Origin of the sequence: Paenibacillus sp. 598K, from assembly GCF_003851045.1 — a bacterium.
Classification (GTDB): domain Bacteria; phylum Bacillota; class Bacilli; order Paenibacillales; family Paenibacillaceae; genus Paenibacillus_D.
The window spans coordinates 85,691-108,037 of the sequence record NZ_BFBX01000031.1 but is presented as its reverse complement, the minus strand read 5'-3'; the positions used below and the strand labels follow the sequence as shown (position 1 = coordinate 108,037).

The window sequence follows — 22,347 nt, the reverse complement described above, 5'->3', positions numbered from 1 at the left end:
GGCCTCTCATGTGTTGAGAGGACCGGATTTTTTGTTGGCCCAAGGCAGTTTCACGCCGATCGTCTTGGCTCCGATTTTCTCCCGCCCCTCGCGCTTGAAGGCAAGCGCGGCGTTAATCTCGCCGCCGGTGATGATGATGATCGAGCTGATATAGAGCCAGATGAGCAGGACGATGACACCGCCGATGCTCCCATACGTGTTGGTGTAATTGCCAAAGTTGTTGACGTAGAAGGAAAAGCCAAGCGACGTGACGATCCAGCCTAGCGTCGTAAAGATGGCGCCGGGGACGACCTCCTTGATGCGAATTTTGCGGTTGGGCGCGATCCAGAACAATACCGTGAACACTGCAATCATGCCAAGCAGAGGCACGACAATCTTGACCACGTTCCAGGTCGATTCGAAGCCAGCAGGATACTCCAGTATCTCGAACAGATAGGCGCCGATGCCACGGCCGAATACGAGCAGCACCATCGCCAGGATGATAACGATCGAGAGGACGAGCGTCAACAGGATGGAGATACCCCGTACCTTCCAGAACGGGCGGCTCTCCTCCTCGTCATACGCCTTGTTCAGTCCCTTGATCATCGCATTGACTCCGTTGGAGGCAGCCCAGATCGTACCGAGGATGCCAAACGAGAGGACTGCGCCGCTGCGATTCAACGCGACCTCGTTGAGGATCGAGGTGACGGTGCTGGCCGTCTCGGTCGGCAGCAGCTGCACCGTTTCCTGGATGAACTGCTCGCCAGACATCTGGGCAAAGCCGAGCAGCGTCACGGTGAAGATGAGGAACGGAAAAAACGACAGGACAAGATAATAACTGAGCTGAGCGCCAAGCGCAGGCACCTCGTCGGCCTGGAAGCGGGCGATCATGCGTTTGACAAAATCCATGACATGTTCTTTTTTAGACATCGAGATTCCCCCTTGGCGATTGCAATAGCAACCGAATAAGCTGATATGTTGTTCATTACCCTGATGATCTGACCTGAAACGAAAGGGCTGCCTACATGAAATGACTGGGAATGGGCATGCTAAAGCGCAGCTTCGCATTCAGTCAGGGGCAGGGGGATGCATATGGCCGATCTTTTGACCTTAATCTATCGTTTAAATGAAGCGCCGGGGGCTCGTTCCCTGTATGAACAACTAAACGAGGCGTTCTCCGACTCGGCCGATTACATAACCGAGCGGCTGGGGACGGATACGGAGGGCGAGCTTATTTTATGCTATTTGCGCTCCTTATGCTCTTCAGTCAAGCTCAATTATTTGCTTCGATCCAATAATGAAGGCGAGATATCGATCCATCTTGACCATTACAGAGGCAACGATCTTGATGAGGGCGACTTCAATCGATGCAAGCAGGCGATTTGTCAAGGTTTTGCAGTGCTGTGCAAGCGGGGCTCAACGGAAGGCATTATTTTGAATCTGGAGCAATACCATGGGCGAACGGTTCAGTCTCCGATCACTGAAAATGTGCTGCAAGGGCCAATGAGCGCATTTACGGAAAATCTTGATATCAACACCGCTTTAATTCGCCAGCAGCTCCGTTCGTCCAAGCTGAAGCTATGGGAGTATCGAATCGGCGAAGAAAGTCATACGCGGATCGCCATCTATTCCTATTCGGATAAGACGGACGAGACGATGCTGACGCAGTTGAAGGAAAAGATTAAAGGCATTCGAACCGAAAGCTTGCAAGACAGCGGGCAATTGCTGCGGCTATTATTGTCCTCTAAACGAATGAAGCTGTTTCCGCTTGCTGTTTCGACAGAGCGACCCGACAGAGCATCGACAGAATTGATGGCCGGGAAGGCCGTTATAATCGTGGACGGTTCGCCATTTGCATTAAGTGTGCCTTCAGTGTATACGGACTTCTGGCATTCTCCCGAAGACAAGTATGTCAATGGATATGTTGCTTATTTTCTGTTAACCCTTAGATTCCTGGCCATGCTGGCCAACCTGTTCCTGCCGGCCCTGTACGTTGCGCTGACCTCTGTAAATGTCGACGTCAATCGGCTGGAGATTAGCCTGGCGGCCTCCGCAAGCCGCGAGGGCGTCCCGTATCCTGTCTTTGTCGAAACCCTTTTGATGCTAATTATTATTGATTTCATCACCGAAGCAGGTCTCCGGCTGCCGAAGACGATCAGCTCGACTGTCACCATGGTTGGCGGCGTCGTCCTCGGACAGGCTATCATTCAGGCCAATATCGTCAGCCATCTGTTAGTCATTATTACAGCTGCTACCGCCATTACGAACTTTATCGTTGTCGATTATCAGATGGGGCTTGTTCAGCGCATACTCAAATATTTCATTATGATCGGAGCGACCATCGCCGGACTTTTGGGCGTCGTATTTTGCTTCGCTTGCCTCATTTTCTATCTGAGTTGCCTGGAATCCTTCGGCTCCCCTTACTTGACCTCGTTGCGACCGAAGAAAGGAGCATCCTGATGGACAAGTCTTCCAAGCTAGGCGGATATGAGCATTTCGTTATTCACTTGCTTTACTTTGGTTCGACAGCCGGTTTCATTTACCCCAGCTTCCTGACACGCAGCACGGCGGGCAGCTATTGGGTTCCGCTTGTAGTCTGGTGCGCGGCAGCTGTCGTCTGCTCCTGGCTTTACGCCCTTCTTCTTTCCCGCCTCCAGGGCAGGCGATTGCTGACAGAGCTAAAACGATCCGTCGGCTGGGCGCCCGCAATTCTGCTTTGCTTGCCGTTATTTGTCTCTCTGCTCGGAGCACTCGTCGTGATGCTGCGATCCTACGCCGAGGTCATCACGATGACGATGCTGCCGACAACGCCCATTGCCTTTTTGAATGGCATGATCCTGGCGCCGGCTTTACTCGCCAGCGCAGGGGTGATGCCGATCGTTCGGTCAGCCAAAGTACTCGTTCTCTTCGCTGTGCCGGCAAGCGTCACGCTGCTCATCCTGGGTTGGAGCAATCTGGATTGGTCGATGGGGATTCCTTGGGCCCGCTTCAATGGCGACTTCATCCGCAACAATCAGTTTTACGCCGGCTCCTGCCTTTGGATGGGCTTTGTTATTACGGCTCTGATCCAGCCTTACTCTCATCGCTCCGTCGCTGTCGCTTGGCGCGCGTATGGACTGGCGTTATTATGCGCGCTGCCGATGATTGCGGGCTACATCTACTTGCCGGTGCTTACCTTTGGCCGAGAGTTGACGAGTCAGCTTACGGTGCCTTTTGTCTCCAAGATGGATTCGATCTATCATTATTGGGTCATCGTTGAGAATTTGGGCGCCATTTTTGTAACGGTCTCGTTGTTGTATGTGCTTGTCATCCTGGCGCTGAAGCTGCATGTCTTAAATGAAACCGTGCGTACGTTCCTGCCTCCGCGCAGCAGCAAGATGACTGGCGCCGTACTGGTGCTGGCGGTGTTCTTAACAGCCACATTTATCCCTTCGTGGCGGGACGTTGAGCTGGTCATGGTACTGACGGCGGGGCTGCGGCTCTATGTCATGTTTGTGTTCCCGTTGCTGGGGATAGCATTGCTGCATCTGGCAGGACGTCGCATGCAGGAGCGTGCGGTATGAGCAGGGGGAGTCGAATTCTCGCCGCATGCTGCGCTGCAACCCTGCTCCTCCTGTGTGGTTGTTGGGATTCCCGCGATGTTGACAATCGCCTGATCGTTGGCGCGCTTGGGCTTGAGCATGCCGATGGCGACACCGTCCGTATCTGGGTGCGCTTCCCTCTTCCCAAGGCGACACTGGAGCAATCCAAAAAAGATTTTTTCGTGATCAGTCAGGAAGGCCATACCGTACCCGACGCCTTGTATAAAGTAGGCTATAAACTCCCCAAAGCAGTCGACGCCTCTTCGACGCGCGCGCTTCTCATCGACGAAAAGCTCGCAAAGGTAGGGCTCGCCCCCTATCTAGAGTTTGCCATGCGCGAGCGCTCGGTGCCGCTTGATACCGTAGTGGCTGTTGTCCGAGGCAATATGGAGCATATATTCAGCAGCCCGAACCCGACCGGAGAGCTTTCGGGTATTTATACCAAGTTGTTTTTCGAGCCTTATGCCGGAGGGATGCCGCGCAAAAATAAAACAAGGTTATGGGAGATTTACTCCAAATTTCACAATCCGTTTCATGCCAACTTGATTCCATTATTGAAGGAAGGCGAGCAGAACTCGTTTGAATTCGCAGGCAATGTCATTTTCAGGGGGGACAAAATCATCGGCGAGCTCAACAAGGATGAATCGCTGTTGTATCAGTTGTTCACTCACCGCTTCCATGACGCGGAAGTCGAGCTTATGGATCGGGCGGATGTCCGTATCGTGCATAACATCAGCCACATCGACACGTCGATGAAGGCAGGCATTCCGACCATTCGAATCCATTGCGAGTTATCGTTGACGCTGATCGACAGCTCGCATTGGGGGGATGCGAGCAAGACGGACGTCGTATCCGAGCTCGAAACGGAACTAAAGGGCTTGGCCAAGTCGATGTTTGAAAAAACCCAGCGAGCAGGCGCCGACGTTTTCGGCTTTGGCAACCGTTATCGCGGACAGTTAACGTCATCCCAATATGCAGATTGGTCGGAGCTATACAAAAGGGCTCGAATCGACTACACGTTCGGGATCGAATTAAGAAACACCGGGTTGCAGTTTCTCGAACCTCCAACTCAGCGATAGGGAAAAGGCATGGACAGAGTACGAACGAACGTCGATCCTTCGGATTGTCCGGCGTTTCATGCCATGCTACACTTATGTAAGCAACCGTCCTGACGGGCTTGACTACGTATACCTATGTAGGTGAAGGTGAGCTCATGAATCAAAGCGTACATATCCTCGTAGCCGAGGATGACAACGATATTAATCGATTGCTGTGCAATATTATTCGGAAAAGCGGCTACATCGCCCAGCCTGCGTACTCCGGGACAGAGGCGTTGTTGTATTTGGGGCAGAGGGCCTGGAGCCTGCTGCTGCTTGATTTGATGTTGCCAGGCTTATCCGGGGAGGAATTGTTGATTCAAATCAAGGATCGCGACGCGATGCCGATTATTATTATTTCAGCGAAGCAAGAGAGCCAGACCAAGGTAACGGTGCTGCGCAACGGAGCCAATGATTTTATTACCAAGCCTTTTGATACGGAAGAGGTATCGGCTCGGATTGACACTCAGTTAAGATTGTATGCCCGCATGGGCAGACCGTCTCTCCCCGAGGTCAGGGAGTATCGAGGCCTGGTCCTCGACCCGGAGCCTCGGACCGTTGCCTATCAAGGAGTGGAGTTGCATCTTACGTCGAGGGAGTTTGATATTTTGTTCCTGTTGATGCATCACCCCAAAAAGGTGTTCGCCAAATCGAATCTGTATGAGCGGGTGTGGGGCGAAAATTACTACGGCGATGACAATGCCATCAACGTGCATATTAGCAATCTGCGAGGCAAATTGTCCAAAGCCGCTCCAGATCACGAATTTATCGAAACAGTCTGGGGATTGGGCTATCGTCTGAAGCCTTAATACATTCTTAAGATTTGCCTTTAGAATTGCTAATGAACCTCCTAGTAAGCTTGGTCTATTGCCAAAGGAGGCGAGTAAAAGCATGCAAGAGTATGTATTAAAAACAAATGAGTTGTCCAAAAGCTTCAAAGATCAGCGTGCGCTCGACAAGGTAACGATGGCTGTGCGCAAGGGAGCGATCTATGGTTTTATCGGACAAAACGGCGCCGGGAAATCTACCTTGATCAGAATCGCAACTGGTCTTGCCTTCCCAAGCACAGGCTCGCTGGAGCTGTTCGGTGAAACCGGAGAGAAGGCCTTGATCAAGGCGAGACGGCGAATGGGATCGATTATCGAGAGTCCGGCATTATTCCCGACCATGACAGCGAGGGAAAACCTCGAGGCTAATCGTATGTTGCGCGGGATTCCCGGGAAAGATACCGTCACTCGCATGCTGCGCCAGGTAGGTCTGCATGAAACGGGCAGCAAGAAGGCCAAAAACTTCTCGCTCGGCATGAAGCAGCGACTGGGACTGGCCATAGCCTTGCTAGGAGATCCTGAGTTTATTATTCTCGATGAGCCGACGAATGGCCTGGATCCGATGGGCGTAGTTGAAATGCGGGAGTTGCTAAAAGCCTTAAACAGGGAGCTAGGCATCACAATTATGATCTCAAGCCATATCCTAAGCGAATTGCATCTAATGGCGACCGATTATGGGATTATCCATCAGGGGAGATTGGTTGAACAGCTGACCGCCGAGGAGCTTGATCAAAAATGCCGGCAATATATTTATATTCAGGTCGATGACGCCAGAAAAGCAGTAACGGTGCTGCAAAACGAATGGGGGCACTTGAATTACGAAGTGATGCCGGATGGAGCGATCAAGTGGTACGGTCACTATGAGGAACCAAACCGACTATCGTCGAGCTTGTTTGCGGCGGGACTGAAGATCGACAAATTCATGCCGATGGGCGAAGACCTCGAGAGCTATTTCATGAAGATTGTCGGAGGTGGCTCTCATGCATAACCTGTTGAAGGCGGAATGGTTCAAGCTTCGCAAAAACCGCGCGTTTTGGACCCTACTAGTGTTGCTTTCCGTGCTGTCGCTCATTTACCCGCTTCTCTACTATTTTGATCGTCAGACGAACGGTGAGCCGCAGTTTACAGGCGCCGAGTTTCTTCTGTCGTTTATCGGCAGCAACAGCTACCTGATCAAGCTGGGGACTGCGATGCTCGCAGGTTTCTTCATTGCCCAGGAATACGCCACAGGAGTTATGAAAACGATCGTTTCATCGGGAATTCGCAGGGAACGGCTATATTTGGCCAAAACGGCGATTTTTGCGTTTGGAGCCGGCATGCTGTCGATAGCGTTTCCAGTGGTAAGCACGCTTACGGCCACATTGCTTTCAGGGTTCGGTGAATGGCCGGCCGAGGCGGGGGCGCTATATGGGGTCCGTGTCCTGCTGCTTACGATGTTGTATACTGCGGCTTACGCTGCTATAGCGGCATTGGTTGCTACCCTTTTCACGGATAGCGGCAAAACGATCGCTTTTTCGCTTGTTTTTTTCATCGGGATCGAATTCGTCCTATCGAGCTTGGGCTCAAAAGTTGCGATGGTGCAATCCTTTTATGAATGGTCTGTATTTAAATTCGTGGGAGAGATCGGACAAGTGGCTATTGCTAGCGAGGATTGGCTCGCGATTTGGCTTGTCCCCTCGGTCAGCGCTGTGTTGTCGGTTGTACTCGGCATGATTGTTTTTCGTAAGAAAGATATTAAGTAGCCGTATTCATCAAGCGGAGGGAGGAAGACCGTGTTGCTGGCCATGCTCTTCATTATCTTTGCGACGGCTACAGGTCTTCTGCTCATTCACTTGCTCCGGTTGCGACGTGAAATAGTACGGATGACCAAGCAGCTGCTGCTCAGCAATGAAAAGGCTCAAGGCGTTAAAATTAGACTCAGTCTGTTTGATCGCACGCTTGAAGGATTGGCAGAGCAGATCAATGGCCAGTCTCGCTTGATAGATGAGAAAGAAGCGCTGAGGGATAGAAAGCAGAGGGAATTCCGCCAAGCTATCGCTCATATCTCCCATGACATTCGAACGCCGCTTACCTCTATACAGGGTTATGTTCAAATGATGGAGACAGCCAACATTACGGCGGAAGAAAAGCGCGAGTATATAAGCATCATCAAAAATCGCACGCTTCGCCTTCAGACGCTATTACATGATTTTTACGAGCTGACTATCATTGAATCGCCCGATTATGAATTGAGCAGGGAGCCGCTCGATTTGACCTCGTTGCTGTATGAAACCTTGTTCCATTACTTTGATTTGTTTCAAAGCCGGGGAATCACGCCGGTATTGGGGCTGACAGAGGAAAAACTGATGGTACGCGGTGATGAGCATGCGATCAAAAGGGTCATCGAAAACTTGCTGGCCAACACAGCCAAGCATGGCGAAGCGCCGGTCGAGATCTATTTGCAACGCGATCAGGAGAACGCCGCGCTGACCATTGTCAACGAGGCAAGAGGACTGAACGAAAGCGAGGTGCGGCTGCTTTTTGACCGTTTTTACACGGTTGATCGCGCCCGCGCCTCGCAAACCTCCGGCTTGGGACTGGCGATCGCACAGCAATCGATGATCAAAATGGGAGGCATGCTCACTGCCGAGCTAAAAGAGGGCCGACTGACAATGAACTGTCGTTGGCCATTGGAGTAAATGCACAAGCAACTTATCCATTCAAAAAATCCGCAAATCCCTTAATGTGCAAGGGGGTTGCGGATTATAAAATAGTTGTAAAAGCGTCCCAGGAGGGATTCGAACCCCCGACAACTCGCTTAGAAGGCGAGTGCTCTATCCGACTGAGCTACTGGGACAAGATGACATATCGAATATACGATATCGAATAAACACAGCCAGATTAATATACCATATCCTCGACATCTTGGCAACGAAATTAAGGAAAAAACAAAAAAAATACTGCGAAAGGTTGATGCTTCGTATTTTTAGGTGGCGCGTGGTATAATCAAACCGATTTGTGGTAATAACTTCGTAAGATTGTCGTCAGAGACGAAGGCGGTGATAGCATTACTACTTCCAATACGCCGGAAGGCGATACACCGAAGGACAATGTATACCTCTTCCCCAACATGCTCGATCACTATCAGTTCCAACTGACGCGCATGCTGGAGGCGGAGCAATACGGGGAGGCTCGCGAGCTGCTGCAGTTTTTGATGCAATGCCAGGGCGAGGATCAACGCCACTACGAGGAGTGGAGCAATCTGCTCAAATGGGTGGAGATGGCCTTTCCCGAAAGCTTGACGACTCAAACGCCGAGCGAGTCCTCGCAGAGCGAAGAAGACTTGCGCCGGCAAGCGCTCGACCCCGGCGAGCAAGACGAAGAGTACATAAATCAAGTGTTGTATATTATGAAACATCATCCGATGATCGACCAGCAGATGCTGGCGCTCGAACGGGCAGCGCTGCTCGAATCCCCTATCGTCAGTCGGGAGATCGAGGATTGGATCGTCTCATCCGCTCTGCATCCGGCCGTCCAGTTCAAGGCGTTGCAATGCCTGCGCAAGCGGGGGGAGACGGGGGCGCTGACGATGGATCGTCTTGGCGAGTCGGTACGTCTGGAGATCGAGCGAACGCCGCTTTCATTGGAGGAATTTCCACAGCCGGTGCTCGATGTGCTGGAGCGGGTCGAACGGGTGACCGAAGTACTTGACGCCAGCTTGCCGCATTTTGCCCGCGAGCTGTGGCGGGAGTGCTTGCAATTTTTGTATGGCACGTCGACGTACAACTGGATGCTCAGCGACCAGGAGGATACGGTCGATTGCTTCGCGGCGGCGCTTCATCTGGCGCTGGCTACCGCCGCCTACGGCCAGGCAGATGAGGAGGAGATCCGGGCGTCATATGGCATTACGGAGGCGCTTCGTTTTCGTTATGAACAGGCATGTCGGATGATGCGATATGTCGCTCAGGGGGCTCAGGGATCGGACGATGATAGTTAGTCTTGATATTCGTTCCGATGTTGTTTATAATGGAGTGGTTTATGAAACGGAACAAGTAGGTGCGATCGCGCATTTTTTGGAGGGGAAAGCATAATATGAAAGCAACTTGGGAAAAGATAGAGAAGAACCTTGGGGTTCTTGATGTGGAAGTGGACGCGGAGCAAGTCGCCGCCGCCTTGGACAAGGCATTCAAAAAAGTCGTTGTTAAAGTTAACGTTCCCGGATTCCGCAAAGGCAAAGTGCCGCGCGCGATGTTCGAGAAGCGTTTTGGCGTGGAGAGCCTCTATCAGGATGCGGTAGATATCCTGTTGCCTGAAGCTTATGCCAATGCTGTGACCGAAGCGGGCATTACGCCTGTCGACCGTCCGGAGATCGAAGTCGAGCAATTCGCCAAAGGCGAATCGTTTAAATTCAAAGCTAAAGTAACCGTCAAGCCGGAAGTCGTGCTGGGCGATTACAAAGGGCTGGAAGTGCCTGCCGCTGAAGCGCAGGTTGCGGACGAGGACGTCACAGCCGAGCTGGAGCGTCTCCAGCAGCGTCATGCCGAGCTGGTCGTCATCGATGAAGGCGAAGTTCAACAAGGTGATACGACAGTCATCGATTTCGACGGCTATGTTGACGGCGAGGCATTCGAAGGCGGCAAGAGCGAGCGTTATTCGCTAGAGATCGGCTCCGGCTCGTTTATCCCCGGCTTCGAGGACCAGATCGTAGGCATGAACATCGGCGACTTCAAGGACGTCGAGGTTACCTTCCCTGAGTCGTACCATGCCGAGCAACTGGCTGGCAAGGCTGCTGTCTTCAAAGTCAAGCTGCACGAGATCAAGCGCAAGAATCTGCCGGCTTTGGATGATGAGTTCGCCAAGGACGTCAGCGAGTTCGATACGCTGGAGGAGTACAAAGCCGATCTGAAGCAGCGTCTGCTGGAGAAAAAACAGCAGGAAGCCGAGCAAACGCGCGAAGTTGCTGTCGTAGACAAAGCAACCGAGCTGGCAGAGGTCGAGATTCCTGAAGTGATGATCGAGAGCGAGACGGATCAACTGCTTCGCGATTTCGAGAACCGTCTGCGCAGCCAAGGCATGAACCTGGATCTGTACTACCAGTTCTCCGGCCAGACCGAAGCTGATCTGCGCGGCCAGATGAAGGGCGACGCCGAGAAACGCGTCCTCAACAATCTGGTGCTCGAAGCGATCGCCAAAGCCGAGGGCATCGAAGTGAGCGAAGACGAAGTCACTGAAGAACTCGAGAAGTTGGCACAAGCTTACAACCGTCCGGCTGAAGAGATTCGCGAGATCTTCACTGCCAATGGCAACCTGGAAAGCATGAAGGAAGACCTGACATTGCGCAAGACGATTCAATTTTTGGTGGAAAACAGCAAGTCTGCAACAACTGTCGCATAACATATTGAGAACATAGAAGATAAGGCACGTGAACTTCAACGCGTGCCTTATTTTAAAATCCGGGCATGCGCTCTCCGCCCCACTACATATCGCAAGGTTGATCCATCCGCTCCCCCCTTCGCAGGGGGTTGGAACCGCGGCGTCGAACATGGTAAAATGGAAGTATGCCAATCAGGGCCGTCACGCCCCTTGGCACCTCGGCAAGTTTTATTCCGCAAAAGAAAAGAGGTTGGTCGTATGAATCTAGTGCCTATCGTGGTCGAGCAGAGCAATCGTGGAGAGCGGTCGTATGATATCTACTCCCGGCTGTTGAGAGACCGGATTATTTTTCTGGGGAGTGCCATCGATGATGACGTCGCCAATCTCATCATTGCCCAGCTGTTGTTCCTCGCAGCGGATGATCCGGAGAAAGACATCCATCTCTACATCAATTCCCCTGGCGGTTCGGTAACGGCGGGAATGGGTATATTCGATACAATGCAATATATTAAGCCGGATGTGTCGACGATTTGCGTCGGTATGGCGGCGAGCATGGGATCGCTGCTGCTCACGGCAGGAGCCAAGGGCAAGCGATTCGCTTTGCCGAACAGCGAAGTTATGATCCATCAGCCGCTGGGCGGTGTGCGGGGCCAGGCAACGGATATTAAGATTCATGCCGACTGGATCCTCAAGACCAAGCAGAAGCTGAACCAGATTTTGGTGGAACGTACTGGTCAACCCTATGACAAGATCGACCGCGATACAGACCGCGATTATTTCATGAGCGCCGAGGAAGCGCTGGCTTACGGTCTGATCGATAAGGTCGTCGCTGCGCCTGAGCTTTGACAACTTTACTCTAGAGGGGTGAACCGATGTTTAAATTCAATGACGAAAAGGGCCAGCTCAAATGCTCCTTCTGCGGCAAATCGCAGGATCAGGTGCGCAAGCTCGTCGCCGGTCCTGGCGTATATATATGCGATGAGTGCATCGAGCTGTGCACGGAGATTGTCGAGGAGGAGCTCGGCCATGAGGAAGAGCTGGACCTCAAGGACATTCCGAAGCCGCAAGAGATCCGCGCCATCCTGGATCAATACGTAATCGGCCAGGAGCAAGCGAAAAAATCGCTCTCCGTAGCTGTGTATAATCATTACAAACGCGTCAACTCGCAGAGCAAGATCGAGGATGTCGAGCTGCAGAAGAGTAACATCCTGCTCGTCGGTCCTACCGGATCGGGCAAAACGTTGCTTGCACAGACGATGGCCAAAATTCTCAACGTGCCGTTCGCGATCGCGGATGCGACATCGCTCACCGAGGCTGGCTATGTCGGCGAGGATGTTGAGAATATCCTGCTGAAGCTTATTCAAGCTGCGGATTACGATGTCGAGAAGGCCGAGCGCGGCATCATCTATATCGATGAGATCGATAAAGTCGCTCGCAAATCGGAGAATCCGTCGATTACCCGCGACGTTTCCGGTGAGGGCGTGCAACAAGCGCTCCTCAAAATTTTGGAGGGCACGGTTGCTTCTGTACCGCCGCAAGGCGGCCGCAAGCATCCGCATCAAGAATTCATCCAGATCGACACGACGAATATTCTGTTCATCTGCGGCGGCGCCTTTGACGGCCTGGAGCAGATGATCAAGCGCAGAATCGGCAAGAAGGTGATCGGCTTCAGCACAGCCGGCGAAGGTCAAAAGGACCTGAAGCCGGGCGAATACCTGTCGCTGGTACTGCCTGAGGACCTGCTCAAGTTTGGTCTGATCCCCGAGTTCGTCGGCCGTCTGCCGGTCATCTCGACTCTGGAGCCGCTCGATGAGCAAGCGCTGGTACGGATCTTGTCCGAGCCGAAGAACGCGCTGGTCAAGCAATACCAAAAGCTGCTCGAGATGGATAACGTCACGCTTGACTTCGAACAGCCTGCGCTCGAAGCGATCGCCAAGGAAGCCATCAAGCGCAATACCGGCGCTCGGGGACTGCGCGCGATTATCGAGGGCATCATGCTGGATGTCATGTATGAGGTTCCTTCCCGCGACGATGTCAACACTTGTCTCATCACGGAGAAGGTCGTACAGGATCGCATCATGCCGGAGCTCTCGAGCAAGAAACCGAAGAAGAAGGAAGAAAGCGCCTGACGTAACGACTTGCAGTCCACCCGTGTCCGGCCCCGGGTTACGGGGCCTTAGGGCATGGGTGGATTTGCTTGGTTTATAAGCAGAATGAACGATAGGCAGTCCGCGTGTTGCTGGCGCGGCGTCTGCCGGATGGGAGAGATTAGCGATGTTCATGCGTACGGATACCGTGCCGGTGCGGGTCGGCGATCTGACAATCGGCGGCAGCAATGAAGTCATCATACAGAGCATGTGTACGACCAAAACCGCCGATGTTGAGGCGACGGTCGCCGAGATCCTGAGGCTGGAGGAGGCGGGCTGTCAGGTTGTGCGCGTCACCGTGAACAACAAGGAAGCGGCAGCGGCCATCAAAGAGATCAAAAAACGGATTCATATTCCTCTTGTAGCGGATATTCATTTCGATTACCGTCTGGCGCTGGAAGCGATCGAAAATGGCATCGACAAGGTGCGAATCAATCCCGGCAATATCGGGCGTCGCGAGAAAGTGGAAGCGGTCGTCAAAGCATGTAAAGCGAAGGGTATCCCGATTCGGATCGGCGTCAACGCGGGCTCGCTGGAAAATCATTTATTGGAGAAGTATGGCTACCCGACGGCCGAAGCGATGGTCGAGAGCGCGTTGTTCCACATCGGCATCCTGGAGGAGCTCGACTTCCATGATATTATCGTCTCGCTGAAGGCGTCCGATGTGCCGATGGCGATCGAAGCCTATCGGATGGCGGCCGAGCGTATCCGCTACCCGTTGCATCTGGGCATTACGGAGGCGGGCACGCTCTATTCCGGCACGATCAAGAGCTCGGCAGGCATCGGGGCGTTGCTGGCGATGGGGATCGGCAATACGGTACGGATCAGCCTGAGCGCCGACCCGGTCGAAGAGGTCAAAGTTGCGCGCGAGCTGTTGAAAATCTACGGCTTGATCTCCAATGCGGCGACGCTCGTCTCGTGTCCGACCTGCGGCCGACTGGACATCGACCTCTTCGCTATCGCCAATGAAGTCGAGGACTACATCGCCAACATTCGCGTGCCGATTAAAGTGTCGGTGCTCGGCTGCGCGGTCAACGGCCCTGGCGAGGCGCGCGAGGCCGACATCGGTATCGCGGGCGCTCGCGGCGAAGGCATGCTGTTCCGCTATGGCGAGATGATCCGCAAGGTGCCGGAGGCGGACCTGCTCTCGGAGCTGAAGAAGGAGATCGACGAGATCGTCCGCGTCTACGAGGCGACCGGCGAGATCCCGGGGCGCAAGCACGCTCAACTGCAATAAAGCGACTGCCTTCAAAAGGAGCCTACGGTCACGGGATCGATCTTCCGATCGCTGTTGTCCCCAGATTTCTTTGTTTTAACCGCTTAGCGGTTGAAATCCCGGGACAAAGGCGAGCGCTTCGCTTCTACAGATTCGATCCCGTGCCTCTTCGGCCGTTTGAAGTCAGTCTAAAGATTGCTTTATCTCATGCTTCGCTTTTTCATTCAACCAACGATTATTCCGATCGGCAGGGGGCAATACTACCAAGTATTAGTCCATTCTGCCGATTTTTTGCGTGCTTGAAAGCAAAGGCGGCGAATACCGGAGGTGCGTGAGAAGCGATGAGCTTGAATATGGTATTGATGCTGGTGCAGGTGTTTTTTGCGATTGTGATCGGTTTGTATTTTTGGAATTTGCTGCGCAATCAGAAGACGAATCGCAGTGCGGTGGATCGCGAATCGCGCAAGGAGATGGATAAGCTGCGCAAGCTGCGTTCGATCTCGCTGACGAAGCCGCTGGCGGAGAAAACCCGTCCGCAAGCGATGCAGGATATTATCGGTCAAATGGATGGTCTGCGCGCCCTCAAGGCGGCGCTGTGCAGCGCCAATCCGCAGCATGTCATTATCTATGGTCCGCCGGGCGTGGGCAAGACGGCGGCGGCGCGCGTCGTCCTGGAGGAAGCGAAGAAAAACAAAACGTCGCCTTTTTTGAGCGAGGCCAAATTTACGGAGATCGATGCGACGACGGCCCGCTTCGACGAACGCGGCATTGCCGATCCGCTGATCGGCTCGGTGCATGACCCGATCTACCAGGGAGCCGGGGCGATGGGCGTGGCAGGCATTCCTCAGCCGAAGCCGGGCGCGGTGACGAAGGCGCATGGCGGCATCCTGTTCATCGATGAGATCGGCGAGCTCCACCCGGTGCAGATGAACAAGCTGTTGAAGGTGCTCGAGGACCGGAAGGTGTATTTGGAGAGCGCGTATTATAACTCTGAAGACAATAATATCCCTAACTATATTCATGATATTTTTCAGAACGGTCTGCCCGCCGATTTTCGTCTGGTTGGCGCGACGACCCGCTCGCCGCAGGAGATCCCGCCGGCGATTCGTTCGCGGTGCATGGAGATTTATTTCCGTCCGTTGCTGGCCGACGAGATCGGCTTGATCGCTACCAATGCGGTGCGCAAGATCGGCTTCCGCCCTTGCCCCGAGGCGATCGAGGTCGTCAAAAAATACGCCACCAATGGCCGTGAGGCAGTTAATGTCGTCCAACTCGCCGCCGGCCTGGCGCTCTCGGAGAAGCGTGACGATATCGAGGCTGCGGATATGGAGTGGGTCGTTAACAGCAGCCAGATCCCGCCCCGCCCGGACCGCAAGGTGCCTGCGGCGCCGCAGGTCGGATTTGTCAACGGCTTGGCTGTGTACGGGCCGAATATGGGCACGCTGCTGGAGATCGAGGTGAGCGCCATCCCGGTCCAGGAGGGCAAGGGCACCTATACGATTACTGGCGTGGTCGACGAGGAAGAGATCGGCGGCGGCGGCTCGCGCACGCTGCGGCGCAAGAGCATGGCCAAGGGCTCGGTGGAGAACGTCCTGACCGTCCTCAGACGGGTGGGCTGGCAGCCGCATGACTACGATCTGCACATCAACTTCCCTGGCGGCACGCCGATCGACGGGCCCTCGGCGGGTATCGCGATGGCGGTGGCGATCGCCTCGGCGATGACCGGCGAGCCGGTGGACAACAAGCTGGCGATGACCGGCGAGATCGGTATCCACGGGAACGTCAAGCCGGTTGGCGGTGTGCTGGCTAAGGTGGAGGCAGCGTTTCAAGCGGGAGCGGATACGGTTATTATACCAAGAGATAATTGGCAGGCGATCTTCGCGGATCTCAAAGGATTGCGCGTAATCGCGGTGGAGACGATAGAAGAGGTGCTCAGCGAGGCGTTGCCGCTCGGCCGTCCCGAGGCGGAACAGGCCGATGCCGCAGCGGTCGTACACGAAGGATTCCTCGGCGCAGGCGTTTCCTATTTGCAGGCGGAATCCTCGGAGTGATAAAATAGCGGGAGACATAAATACAGGAGGTGCTGGCATGGGACCTGGCAAATGGAAAGGTCGGAGGCTGCCTCTGCTTCCGCTAAGAGGACTGCTCGTATATCCCAGCATGGTGCTTCATCTCGATGTAGGCCGTGAGAAGTCGGTGCGCGCCCTCGAGCGCGCCATGATTGACGACCATATGATCTTGTTGTGTTCCCAGTCGGAAGTCAATATCGAGGAGCCTACGACGGATGACATCTACCGCGTAGGCACGATCGCCCGAGTGCGGCAAATGCTGAAGCTGCCTAACGGGACGATCCGCGTATTGGTCGAAGGGGTCGTACGCGCTGAGATCGTCGACTATGCCGACAATACAGAGTTCTACGAAGTGAACGTCAATGAGCTGCCGGAGGAGGAGCCGGACGATCCAGAGATCGACGCCTTGATGCGTTCGGTGCTTACGCAGTTCGAGCATTATATCAATCTCTCCAAGAAGGTCACGCCAGAGACGCTCGCTGCGGTGTCGGACATCGAGGAGCCGGGGCGGCTGGCCGACGTCATCACCAGCCATCTGTCGCTCAAGATCAAAGACAAGCAGGACATCCTCGAAACCGTCGATGTCATCGCGAGGCTGGAGCGGCTGCTCGACATCCTCAACAACGAGCGCGAGGTGCTCGAGCTCGAGCGCAAGATTAGTCAGCGCGTCAAGAAGCAGATGGAAAAGACGCAGAAGGAATACTATCTCCGCGAGCAGATGAAGGCGATCCAAAAGGAGCTTGGTGATAAGGAAGGCCGGGCCAGCGAGGTGGAGGAGCTGCGCAATCAGCTGCAAGCCGCTGGCGTCCCGGAGAAGGTGCAGGAGAAGGTCGAGAAGGAAATCGACCGGCTCGAAAAAATGCCGTCCACCTCAGCCGAGGGCGGCGTCATACGCAACTATATCGATTGGCTGTTAGCCTTGCCATGGAATCATCTGACCGAAGATCATCTCGATATTAATCGGGCCGAGGAGATCCTCAATGAGGATCACTATGGGCTGGAAAAACCGAAGGAACGGGTGCTGGAGTATCTCGCCGTGCAGCAGCTCGTACGCAAGCTGAAGGGACCGATCCTCTGTCTCGTCGGTCCGCCGGGCGTCGGCAAGACGTCGATGGCCCGCTCGATCGCCAAGTCGCTCGGCCGCAAGTTCGTGCGCATCTCGCTCGGCGGCGTGCGCGACGAGGCCGAGATTCGCGGTCATCGCCGCACCTATGTCGGCGCGATGCCAGGCCGCATCATCCAGGGGATGAAGACAGCGGGCACGACCAATCCGGTGTTCCTGCTCGACGAGATCGACAAGATGGCGATGGACTTCCGCGGCGATCCGGCTTCGGCGTTGCTCGAGGTGCTCGATCCCGAACAGAACAATACCTTTAGCGACCATTTCGTTGAGGTGCCGTTCGACCTCTCCAACGTTATGTTCGTGACGACAGCCAACGCGATGCATAATATCCCGCGGCCGCTGCTCGATCGGATGGAGGTGCTCTACATCCCGGGCTACACGGAGCTGGAGAAGCAGCAGATCGCGCAGCGCTATCTGCTGCCCAAGCAGAAGCGGGAGCACGGGCTGGAGGAGGAGCAGCTGGTGATCGACGAGAGCACGACGCTCCGTCTGATCCGCGAGTATACGCGCGAAGCAGGCGTCCGCAATCTCGAGCAGCAGGCGGCGGCGCTCTGCCGCAAGGCTGCCAAGCAACTCGTCACCCATCCGGACGTTGCGCCGATCGTCGTGGACGAAGCGCAGCTCAAGGAATGGCTGGGGCCTCCGAAGTTCCGCTACGGGATGGCCGAGGCCGAGGATCAGATCGGCGCTGTGACAGGCCTGGCCTGGACTGAGGTGGGCGGCGATACATTGGTCATCGAGGTGACCGTCATGCCGGGCAGCGGCAAGCTGACGCTGACAGGCAAGCTGGGCGACGTCATGAAGGAATCGGCGCAGGCTGCCTTCAGCTACACACGCTCCAAGGCCAAGGAGCTGCAGATCGAGCCGGACTTTCATGAGAAAAACGATATTCACATCCATATCCCGGAAGGGGCCATCCCAAAAGACGGGCCGTCTGCCGGCATTACGATTGCTACGGCGCTCATCTCGGCGCTCACCAATCGTCATGTCGACCGGGAGGTGGCGATGACCGGAGAGATCACGCTGCGCGGCCGGGTGCTGCCGATCGGCGGGCTGAAGGAAAAGTCGCTGGCCGCGCATCGCGCGGGCATCCGCAAGGTGCTGCTGCCCAAGGATAACGAGCGGGATCTGCGGGATATTCCGGACAGCATCCGAGCCGATCTCGAATTCGTGCCGGTCGCTCATATGGACGAAGTGTTGGCGCATGCGCTCGCGCAGGCGCCGCTGGATGTGCACTAGGAAAGCAGGGGAAACGACAATGAAAATTACGCAAGCCGAATTTGTAATCAGTGCGGTCAAGCCGCATCAATATCCCGAGGACGCCTTGCCAGAGATCGCTCTGGCAGGGCGTTCCAACGTGGGCAAGTCTTCGCTGATCAACAAGCTGATCCTGCGGAAAAACCTCGCCCGGACGAGCTCGCAGCCGGGCAAGACGCAGCAGCTGAACTACTATCGGGTCAACGATATGCTCTACTTCGTCGACTTTCCGGGGTACGGGTATGCCAAGGTGTCAAAGACCGAGCGCCAGGCGTGGGGCGTCATGATCGAGACGTTCCTGCAGGAGCGCGAACCGCTGAAGCTGGTGCTGCAGATGGTCGATCTTCGTCATCCGCCGAGCAAGGAGGATCAGCAGATGTATGCCTGGCTCAAGCACTTTGGCATCCCGCTCTGCGTCGTCACCACCAAGGCCGACAAAATCCCGCGCAGTCGCTGGGACAAGCATCTCAAGATCGTGCGCGAGACGCTGCAGATGGAGGCCGGCGAGCCGCTTGTTTTATTCTCGTCGGAGACGGGTAAGGGGAGAGAGGAACTGTGGGAGGTTATCCTCCAGGCAATCGAAGCGTAGCTACGTAAGCCCTACCATCTGGGGCCGAAAAGCGAGGATATACTCAAAAATGCCGGACTTATCGTGAATTCTACCCGATTATTCTGAAATATGCGGGAATTTAGCGGCTCCAGCTGAGGCATAATGCTTGAGGATCACGTATAATATAGTTAGGTAGGTTGTAATAAACTGTGCAAGTCTAAAGAATTGAGGAGATTTTTATGGCTCAGCGGTTAGCCACAGAATACGTTAAAGGCCGTCTGCAACTGACAAGTGATGAGATGAATAAATTCATTCGCTTTTTTGGCGATCAACATGTGAGATTAGGTGTGCGAGTGCTTGAAGGCGGCAACCAGGAGCTCGTGCTCGAGGATGTTGCCGGAGGCGAAGAGGTCCACCTGACTTTCGAGCGCCAGAAGGATCTTTACGTCGGTGTGCTTACCTGCCGCTTACTCAAACCAAAGCTAACCAATGCCATGCGCAAAGCCGTATCGATGTTCAAGGGCGACGCGATTGTGCATCGCATCTATCCTACGTACACGATGGTCTATCATTATGTCGGCGGAACCGTCAAGAAGATTATCGAACAGTCGTCCGGACGCTCGCGACTCATCTTCGAGTGGAAGGATACGCTGGGTCAGTTAGAGCGACAGTTCAACAGCCGATTGGTCGAGCAAGAGATTCGGATGGCGCAAAACGCCATCAACGAGCTTTTGGATCTGCGCAACCAGTGCGCATCGGCAGCAGAGATCGAATCGATCGATGCCCGGCTCTCCGAATTGACGCACAAATTGTTTGTCCTCGAAGCCTAGATTTGTTTCTGATCAGCTCCCGACTGTTGCCTATATGGCTCAGTCGGGAGCTTTTTTGTTAAATTTCAAAAAATGTATTGCTTTTATTCGTGATAGATGTTATTTTTATTCTCGTTGAAATGAATATTAGGAACCAGGATTCACTCAGGACATGGTATGTTGCGAGAGATAACTCCCTCGGGTAGTGAATGACGTAGGTCCTAGCGGATGAAATTTTTCAAACATTTTATTCCTAGGAAGGGGGAACCGAAAGATGGAATACTCTACTTTCGGAAGACACGTAGCTGTTGATACTTGGGGTGTAGATTTTGATCTCCTGAACAGCTCGGAACTGTTGGAAGCCCACATGGTGGAGGCTGCTGAAGCATGCGGCGCTACCGTACTCTCTGTGCAAGCCAAGCAATTTGAGCCCCAAGGGGCAACGGTATTGGTCATGCTGTCGGAAAGCCATCTGTCCATCCATACGTATCCCGAAAGAGGATTTGCCGCACTTGATTGCTATACCTGTGGCGAAACGGTTGATCCCCAGCTGGCGATTGATTACATGCTGGCAGTCTTGAAGCCTACCAAAGCACATGCCAAGAAGCTGATTCGCGGCCTCGGCGAGTTGCAGGTGGAAGAACCGCAATTGAAGCAAGTAGAGCTGGTCTAATCCGGCTATTACCCACAAGCCATGGAGCGAGCTCCATGGCTGTTTTGTTACAAAGACGGCTTGTCCTGTGACACAGCCTTGAATTTGCGCGAAGTCGGGTATAAGTTTCTTAGGTTGGTTTACACTAGAATTAGCTGTAAAAGAAGCATAGCAAGGCGTTTTTCATGCGCCAGAGTTTTCATATTTTCTTCATAAATACGAACGTACGGCATGTCGAACTATGCTATACTTTACATTAGAATGATTATAAGGCAGGTGATAGCGCAGTGCACATCGTAGTGGTTGGTCTGAATTATAAGACTTCTCCTGTGGAAGTCAGAGAGAAGTTTACGTTTGCGGAGCGCGAATTGCCTCAGGCGCTGCGCCAGCTGAAGCAGACGAACAGTATTATGGAATGTGTCATTGTGGCGACCTGCAATCGGACAGAGATCTATGCGGTCGTCGACCGTCATCAGCTGTGCGGGCATCATATCCGTACGTTTATGGAGCAGTGGTTCGGACTTCCGCGCGAGCAATTCACCAGCCATCTGTACATGTATGAGGATGACCGGGCGATCGAGCATCTGATGCGGGTGACCTGCGGGCTGGATTCGATGATTATCGGCGAGACTCAGATCCTCGGTCAGATCCGCGACGCCTTCCTGCTGGCGCAGCAGGAGAAGGCAACAGGCACGCTGTTCAACATGCTGTTCAAGCAGGCGGTGACGCTCGCCAAGCGCGCTCACTCGGAGACGTCGATCGGCGAAGCGGCCGTGTCGGTCAGCTATGCGGCAGTTGAGCTGGGCAAACGCATCTTTGGCCAGTTCCATCAGAAGACCGTCATGATCATCGGCGCCGGCAAGATGAGCGAGCTGACCGCCAAGCATCTGTACGCGAACGGCGCTGAGCAGGTGCTCGTCGTTAATCGTACCTACGACCGCGCAGTTCAACTGGCGGACAAGTTCAACGGCATTCCGTTGTCGATGGAGGATGCGATACGTCGCCTGCACGAAGCGGATATTATTATCAGCTCGACTGGCTCGGATGGCTACGTGCTGCGCCGCGCACAAGTGCAGGAGGCGATGCAGCGTCGCTCCAGCCGTCCGCTGTTCATGATCGATATCGCGGTGCCTCGCGATCTTGATCCGAATATCTCCGATGTGGAGGGCGTATTCCTCTACGATATCGACGATCTGGAAGGGATCGTCGAGAGTAATCTCGAGCTGCGCCGCGCCGAAGCGGCCAAGATCGAGACGATGATCTTGATCGAGATGGATGCATTCCGTCAGTGGTACAAGACGCTGGGCGTCATCCCGCTGATCCGCTCCTTGCAGACCAAGGCTGCGGCGATCCACGAGGATACGATGGAGAGCCTGACCAACAAGCTCCCGGATCTCGATGAGCGAGAGCTTAAGGTGATCCGCAAGCTGACCAAGAGCATCGTCAATCAACTGCTCCAGGACCCGATCCTGCGCGTCAAGGAGATGGCCGGCGACAAGCATGCCGCTCAGTCGATGGATATGTTTGTGAAGCTGTTTGCCCTCGAAGAACCGCTGGCCCAGGCTGCAGCCGCCGAGCGTGCGGCCGAGCTCGAGGCTGCCGCCGAGCTGAAGAGGCTCAAGGCGCAGGCGCAAGGTCACGCGGGTGCTGCGGGACTGGCTACCGTTACGCCATAGGGCTGTTGCCGA

19 protein-coding genes and 1 tRNA gene are annotated in these 22,347 nt (G+C 54.4%); 18 read left to right on the top strand and 2 right to left on the bottom strand.

Annotation, left to right across the window (positions count from 1 at the left end):
* Positions 1-6: 6 nt before the first annotated feature.
* Positions 7-909: a YihY/virulence factor BrkB family protein gene (locus PA598K_RS11035; protein WP_128657001.1), complete on the bottom strand. Its 903-nt coding sequence runs from the start codon at positions 907-909 to the stop codon at positions 7-9.
* A gap of 162 nt (positions 910-1,071) precedes the next feature.
* Between PA598K_RS11035 and PA598K_RS11030 the strand changes: the two genes are divergently transcribed.
* The 7 genes from PA598K_RS11030 (at position 1,072) to PA598K_RS11000 (ending at position 8,162) form a co-directional block, all read left to right on the top strand.
* The gene (locus PA598K_RS11030; protein ID WP_185601830.1) at positions 1,072-2,439 is read left to right on the top strand and encodes a spore germination protein; all 1,368 of its coding nucleotides are present in this window, start codon (positions 1,072-1,074) and stop codon (positions 2,437-2,439) included.
* Positions 2,439-3,542 (top strand): GerAB/ArcD/ProY family transporter, encoded by a 1,104-nt coding sequence (locus PA598K_RS11025; RefSeq protein ID WP_128656999.1) that lies wholly within the window; start codon positions 2,439-2,441, stop codon positions 3,540-3,542. The genes PA598K_RS11030 and PA598K_RS11025 overlap by 1 nt, the downstream gene beginning before the upstream one ends.
* Positions 3,539-4,639, top strand: a complete 1,101-nt coding sequence (locus PA598K_RS11020; protein WP_128656998.1) for a Ger(x)C family spore germination protein — start codon at positions 3,539-3,541, stop codon at positions 4,637-4,639. Before PA598K_RS11025 ends, PA598K_RS11020 begins: the two co-directional genes overlap by 4 nt.
* 134 nt (positions 4,640-4,773) lie before the next feature.
* Positions 4,774-5,466, top strand: a complete 693-nt coding sequence (locus PA598K_RS11015; RefSeq protein WP_128656997.1) for a response regulator transcription factor — start codon at positions 4,774-4,776, stop codon at positions 5,464-5,466.
* Between the two features lie 82 nt (positions 5,467-5,548).
* Positions 5,549-6,472 (top strand): ATP-binding cassette domain-containing protein, encoded by a 924-nt coding sequence (locus PA598K_RS11010; RefSeq protein WP_128656996.1) that lies wholly within the window; start codon positions 5,549-5,551, stop codon positions 6,470-6,472.
* The gene (locus tag PA598K_RS11005; RefSeq protein ID WP_128656995.1) at positions 6,465-7,226 is read left to right on the top strand and encodes an ABC transporter permease; all 762 of its coding nucleotides are present in this window, start codon (positions 6,465-6,467) and stop codon (positions 7,224-7,226) included. Before PA598K_RS11010 ends, PA598K_RS11005 begins: the two co-directional genes overlap by 8 nt.
* Before the next feature lie 30 nt (positions 7,227-7,256).
* Positions 7,257-8,162 (top strand): sensor histidine kinase, encoded by a 906-nt coding sequence (locus PA598K_RS11000; RefSeq protein WP_260405353.1) that lies wholly within the window; start codon positions 7,257-7,259, stop codon positions 8,160-8,162.
* An 84-nt stretch (positions 8,163-8,246) separates the two neighbouring features.
* On the opposite strand, the gene PA598K_RS10995 is transcribed toward PA598K_RS11000, so the two are convergent.
* Positions 8,247-8,320 (bottom strand) — tRNA-Arg (locus tag PA598K_RS10995).
* Between the two features lie 273 nt (positions 8,321-8,593).
* On the opposite strand from PA598K_RS10995, the gene PA598K_RS10990 reads away from it, so the two are divergent.
* The 11 genes from PA598K_RS10990 (at position 8,594) to hemA (ending at position 22,335) form a co-directional block, all read left to right on the top strand.
* The gene (locus PA598K_RS10990; RefSeq protein ID WP_128656994.1) at positions 8,594-9,460 is read left to right on the top strand and encodes a hypothetical protein; all 867 of its coding nucleotides are present in this window, start codon (positions 8,594-8,596) and stop codon (positions 9,458-9,460) included.
* A gap of 95 nt (positions 9,461-9,555) precedes the next feature.
* Positions 9,556-10,857 (top strand): trigger factor, encoded by a 1,302-nt coding sequence (gene tig, locus PA598K_RS10985; protein WP_128656993.1) that lies wholly within the window; start codon positions 9,556-9,558, stop codon positions 10,855-10,857.
* Between the two features lie 237 nt (positions 10,858-11,094).
* The gene (gene clpP, locus PA598K_RS10980; protein ID WP_128656992.1) at positions 11,095-11,682 is read left to right on the top strand and encodes an ATP-dependent Clp endopeptidase proteolytic subunit ClpP; all 588 of its coding nucleotides are present in this window, start codon (positions 11,095-11,097) and stop codon (positions 11,680-11,682) included.
* A gap of 26 nt (positions 11,683-11,708) precedes the next feature.
* Positions 11,709-12,965: an ATP-dependent protease ATP-binding subunit ClpX gene (clpX, locus tag PA598K_RS10975; RefSeq protein WP_128656991.1), complete on the top strand. Its 1,257-nt coding sequence runs from the start codon at positions 11,709-11,711 to the stop codon at positions 12,963-12,965.
* Positions 12,966-13,110: 145 nt separating this feature from the next.
* Positions 13,111-14,220: a flavodoxin-dependent (E)-4-hydroxy-3-methylbut-2-enyl-diphosphate synthase gene (gene ispG / locus PA598K_RS10970; RefSeq protein ID WP_128656990.1), complete on the top strand. Its 1,110-nt coding sequence runs from the start codon at positions 13,111-13,113 to the stop codon at positions 14,218-14,220.
* 320 nt (positions 14,221-14,540) lie between these two features.
* Positions 14,541-16,250, top strand: coding sequence for an ATP-dependent protease LonB (gene lonB / locus PA598K_RS10965; RefSeq protein ID WP_128656989.1), 1,710 nt, complete (start codon positions 14,541-14,543; stop codon positions 16,248-16,250).
* A 37-nt stretch (positions 16,251-16,287) separates the two neighbouring features.
* Positions 16,288-18,630, top strand: coding sequence for an endopeptidase La (lon, locus tag PA598K_RS10960; RefSeq protein ID WP_128656988.1), 2,343 nt, complete (start codon positions 16,288-16,290; stop codon positions 18,628-18,630).
* A gap of 19 nt (positions 18,631-18,649) precedes the next feature.
* The gene (gene yihA / locus PA598K_RS10955) at positions 18,650-19,237 is read left to right on the top strand and encodes a ribosome biogenesis GTP-binding protein YihA/YsxC (RefSeq protein ID WP_128656987.1); all 588 of its coding nucleotides are present in this window, start codon (positions 18,650-18,652) and stop codon (positions 19,235-19,237) included.
* A gap of 200 nt (positions 19,238-19,437) precedes the next feature.
* Positions 19,438-20,028 carry a non-ribosomal peptide synthetase module gene (locus tag PA598K_RS10950; RefSeq protein WP_128656986.1) on the top strand — a complete coding sequence of 197 codons (591 nt, stop codon included), beginning with the start codon at positions 19,438-19,440 and terminating at the stop codon, positions 20,026-20,028.
* A gap of 253 nt (positions 20,029-20,281) precedes the next feature.
* Positions 20,282-20,680: an adenosylmethionine decarboxylase gene (gene speD / locus PA598K_RS10945; protein ID WP_128656985.1), complete on the top strand. Its 399-nt coding sequence runs from the start codon at positions 20,282-20,284 to the stop codon at positions 20,678-20,680.
* Positions 20,681-20,946: 266 nt separating this feature from the next.
* Complete coding sequence (hemA, locus tag PA598K_RS10940; RefSeq protein ID WP_128656984.1) at positions 20,947-22,335, top strand: glutamyl-tRNA reductase; 1,389 nt, start codon at positions 20,947-20,949, stop codon at positions 22,333-22,335.
* The last annotated feature ends 12 nt before the right edge of the window (positions 22,336-22,347 follow it).

Bases quoted from the DNA above. Each gene is read 5' to 3' on its own strand.
- clpX (WP_128656991.1), top strand. From the start codon at position 11,709: ATGTTTAAATTCAATGACGAAAAGGGCCAGCTCAAATGCTCCTTCTGC.
- PA598K_RS11025 (WP_128656999.1), top strand. From the start codon at position 2,439: ATGGACAAGTCTTCCAAGCTAGGCGGATATGAGCATTTCGTTATTCAC.
- PA598K_RS11035 (WP_128657001.1), bottom strand. From the start codon at position 909: ATGTCTAAAAAAGAACATGTCATGGATTTTGTCAAACGCATGATCGCC.
- PA598K_RS11020 (WP_128656998.1), top strand. From the start codon at position 3,539: ATGAGCAGGGGGAGTCGAATTCTCGCCGCATGCTGCGCTGCAACCCTG.
- PA598K_RS11015 (WP_128656997.1), top strand. From the start codon at position 4,774: ATGAATCAAAGCGTACATATCCTCGTAGCCGAGGATGACAACGATATT.
- PA598K_RS11030 (WP_185601830.1), top strand. From the start codon at position 1,072: ATGGCCGATCTTTTGACCTTAATCTATCGTTTAAATGAAGCGCCGGGG.
- yihA (WP_128656987.1), top strand. From the start codon at position 18,650: ATGAAAATTACGCAAGCCGAATTTGTAATCAGTGCGGTCAAGCCGCAT.
- speD (WP_128656985.1), top strand. From the start codon at position 20,282: ATGGAATACTCTACTTTCGGAAGACACGTAGCTGTTGATACTTGGGGT.
- ispG (WP_128656990.1), top strand. From the start codon at position 13,111: ATGTTCATGCGTACGGATACCGTGCCGGTGCGGGTCGGCGATCTGACA.
- PA598K_RS10950 (WP_128656986.1), top strand. From the start codon at position 19,438: ATGGCTCAGCGGTTAGCCACAGAATACGTTAAAGGCCGTCTGCAACTG.
- PA598K_RS11010 (WP_128656996.1), top strand. From the start codon at position 5,549: ATGCAAGAGTATGTATTAAAAACAAATGAGTTGTCCAAAAGCTTCAAA.
- PA598K_RS10990 (WP_128656994.1), top strand. From the start codon at position 8,594: ATGCTCGATCACTATCAGTTCCAACTGACGCGCATGCTGGAGGCGGAG.
- lon (WP_128656988.1), top strand. From the start codon at position 16,288: ATGGGACCTGGCAAATGGAAAGGTCGGAGGCTGCCTCTGCTTCCGCTA.
- lonB (WP_128656989.1), top strand. From the start codon at position 14,541: ATGAGCTTGAATATGGTATTGATGCTGGTGCAGGTGTTTTTTGCGATT.
- clpP (WP_128656992.1), top strand. From the start codon at position 11,095: ATGAATCTAGTGCCTATCGTGGTCGAGCAGAGCAATCGTGGAGAGCGG.
- PA598K_RS11005 (WP_128656995.1), top strand. From the start codon at position 6,465: ATGCATAACCTGTTGAAGGCGGAATGGTTCAAGCTTCGCAAAAACCGC.
- tig (WP_128656993.1), top strand. From the start codon at position 9,556: ATGAAAGCAACTTGGGAAAAGATAGAGAAGAACCTTGGGGTTCTTGAT.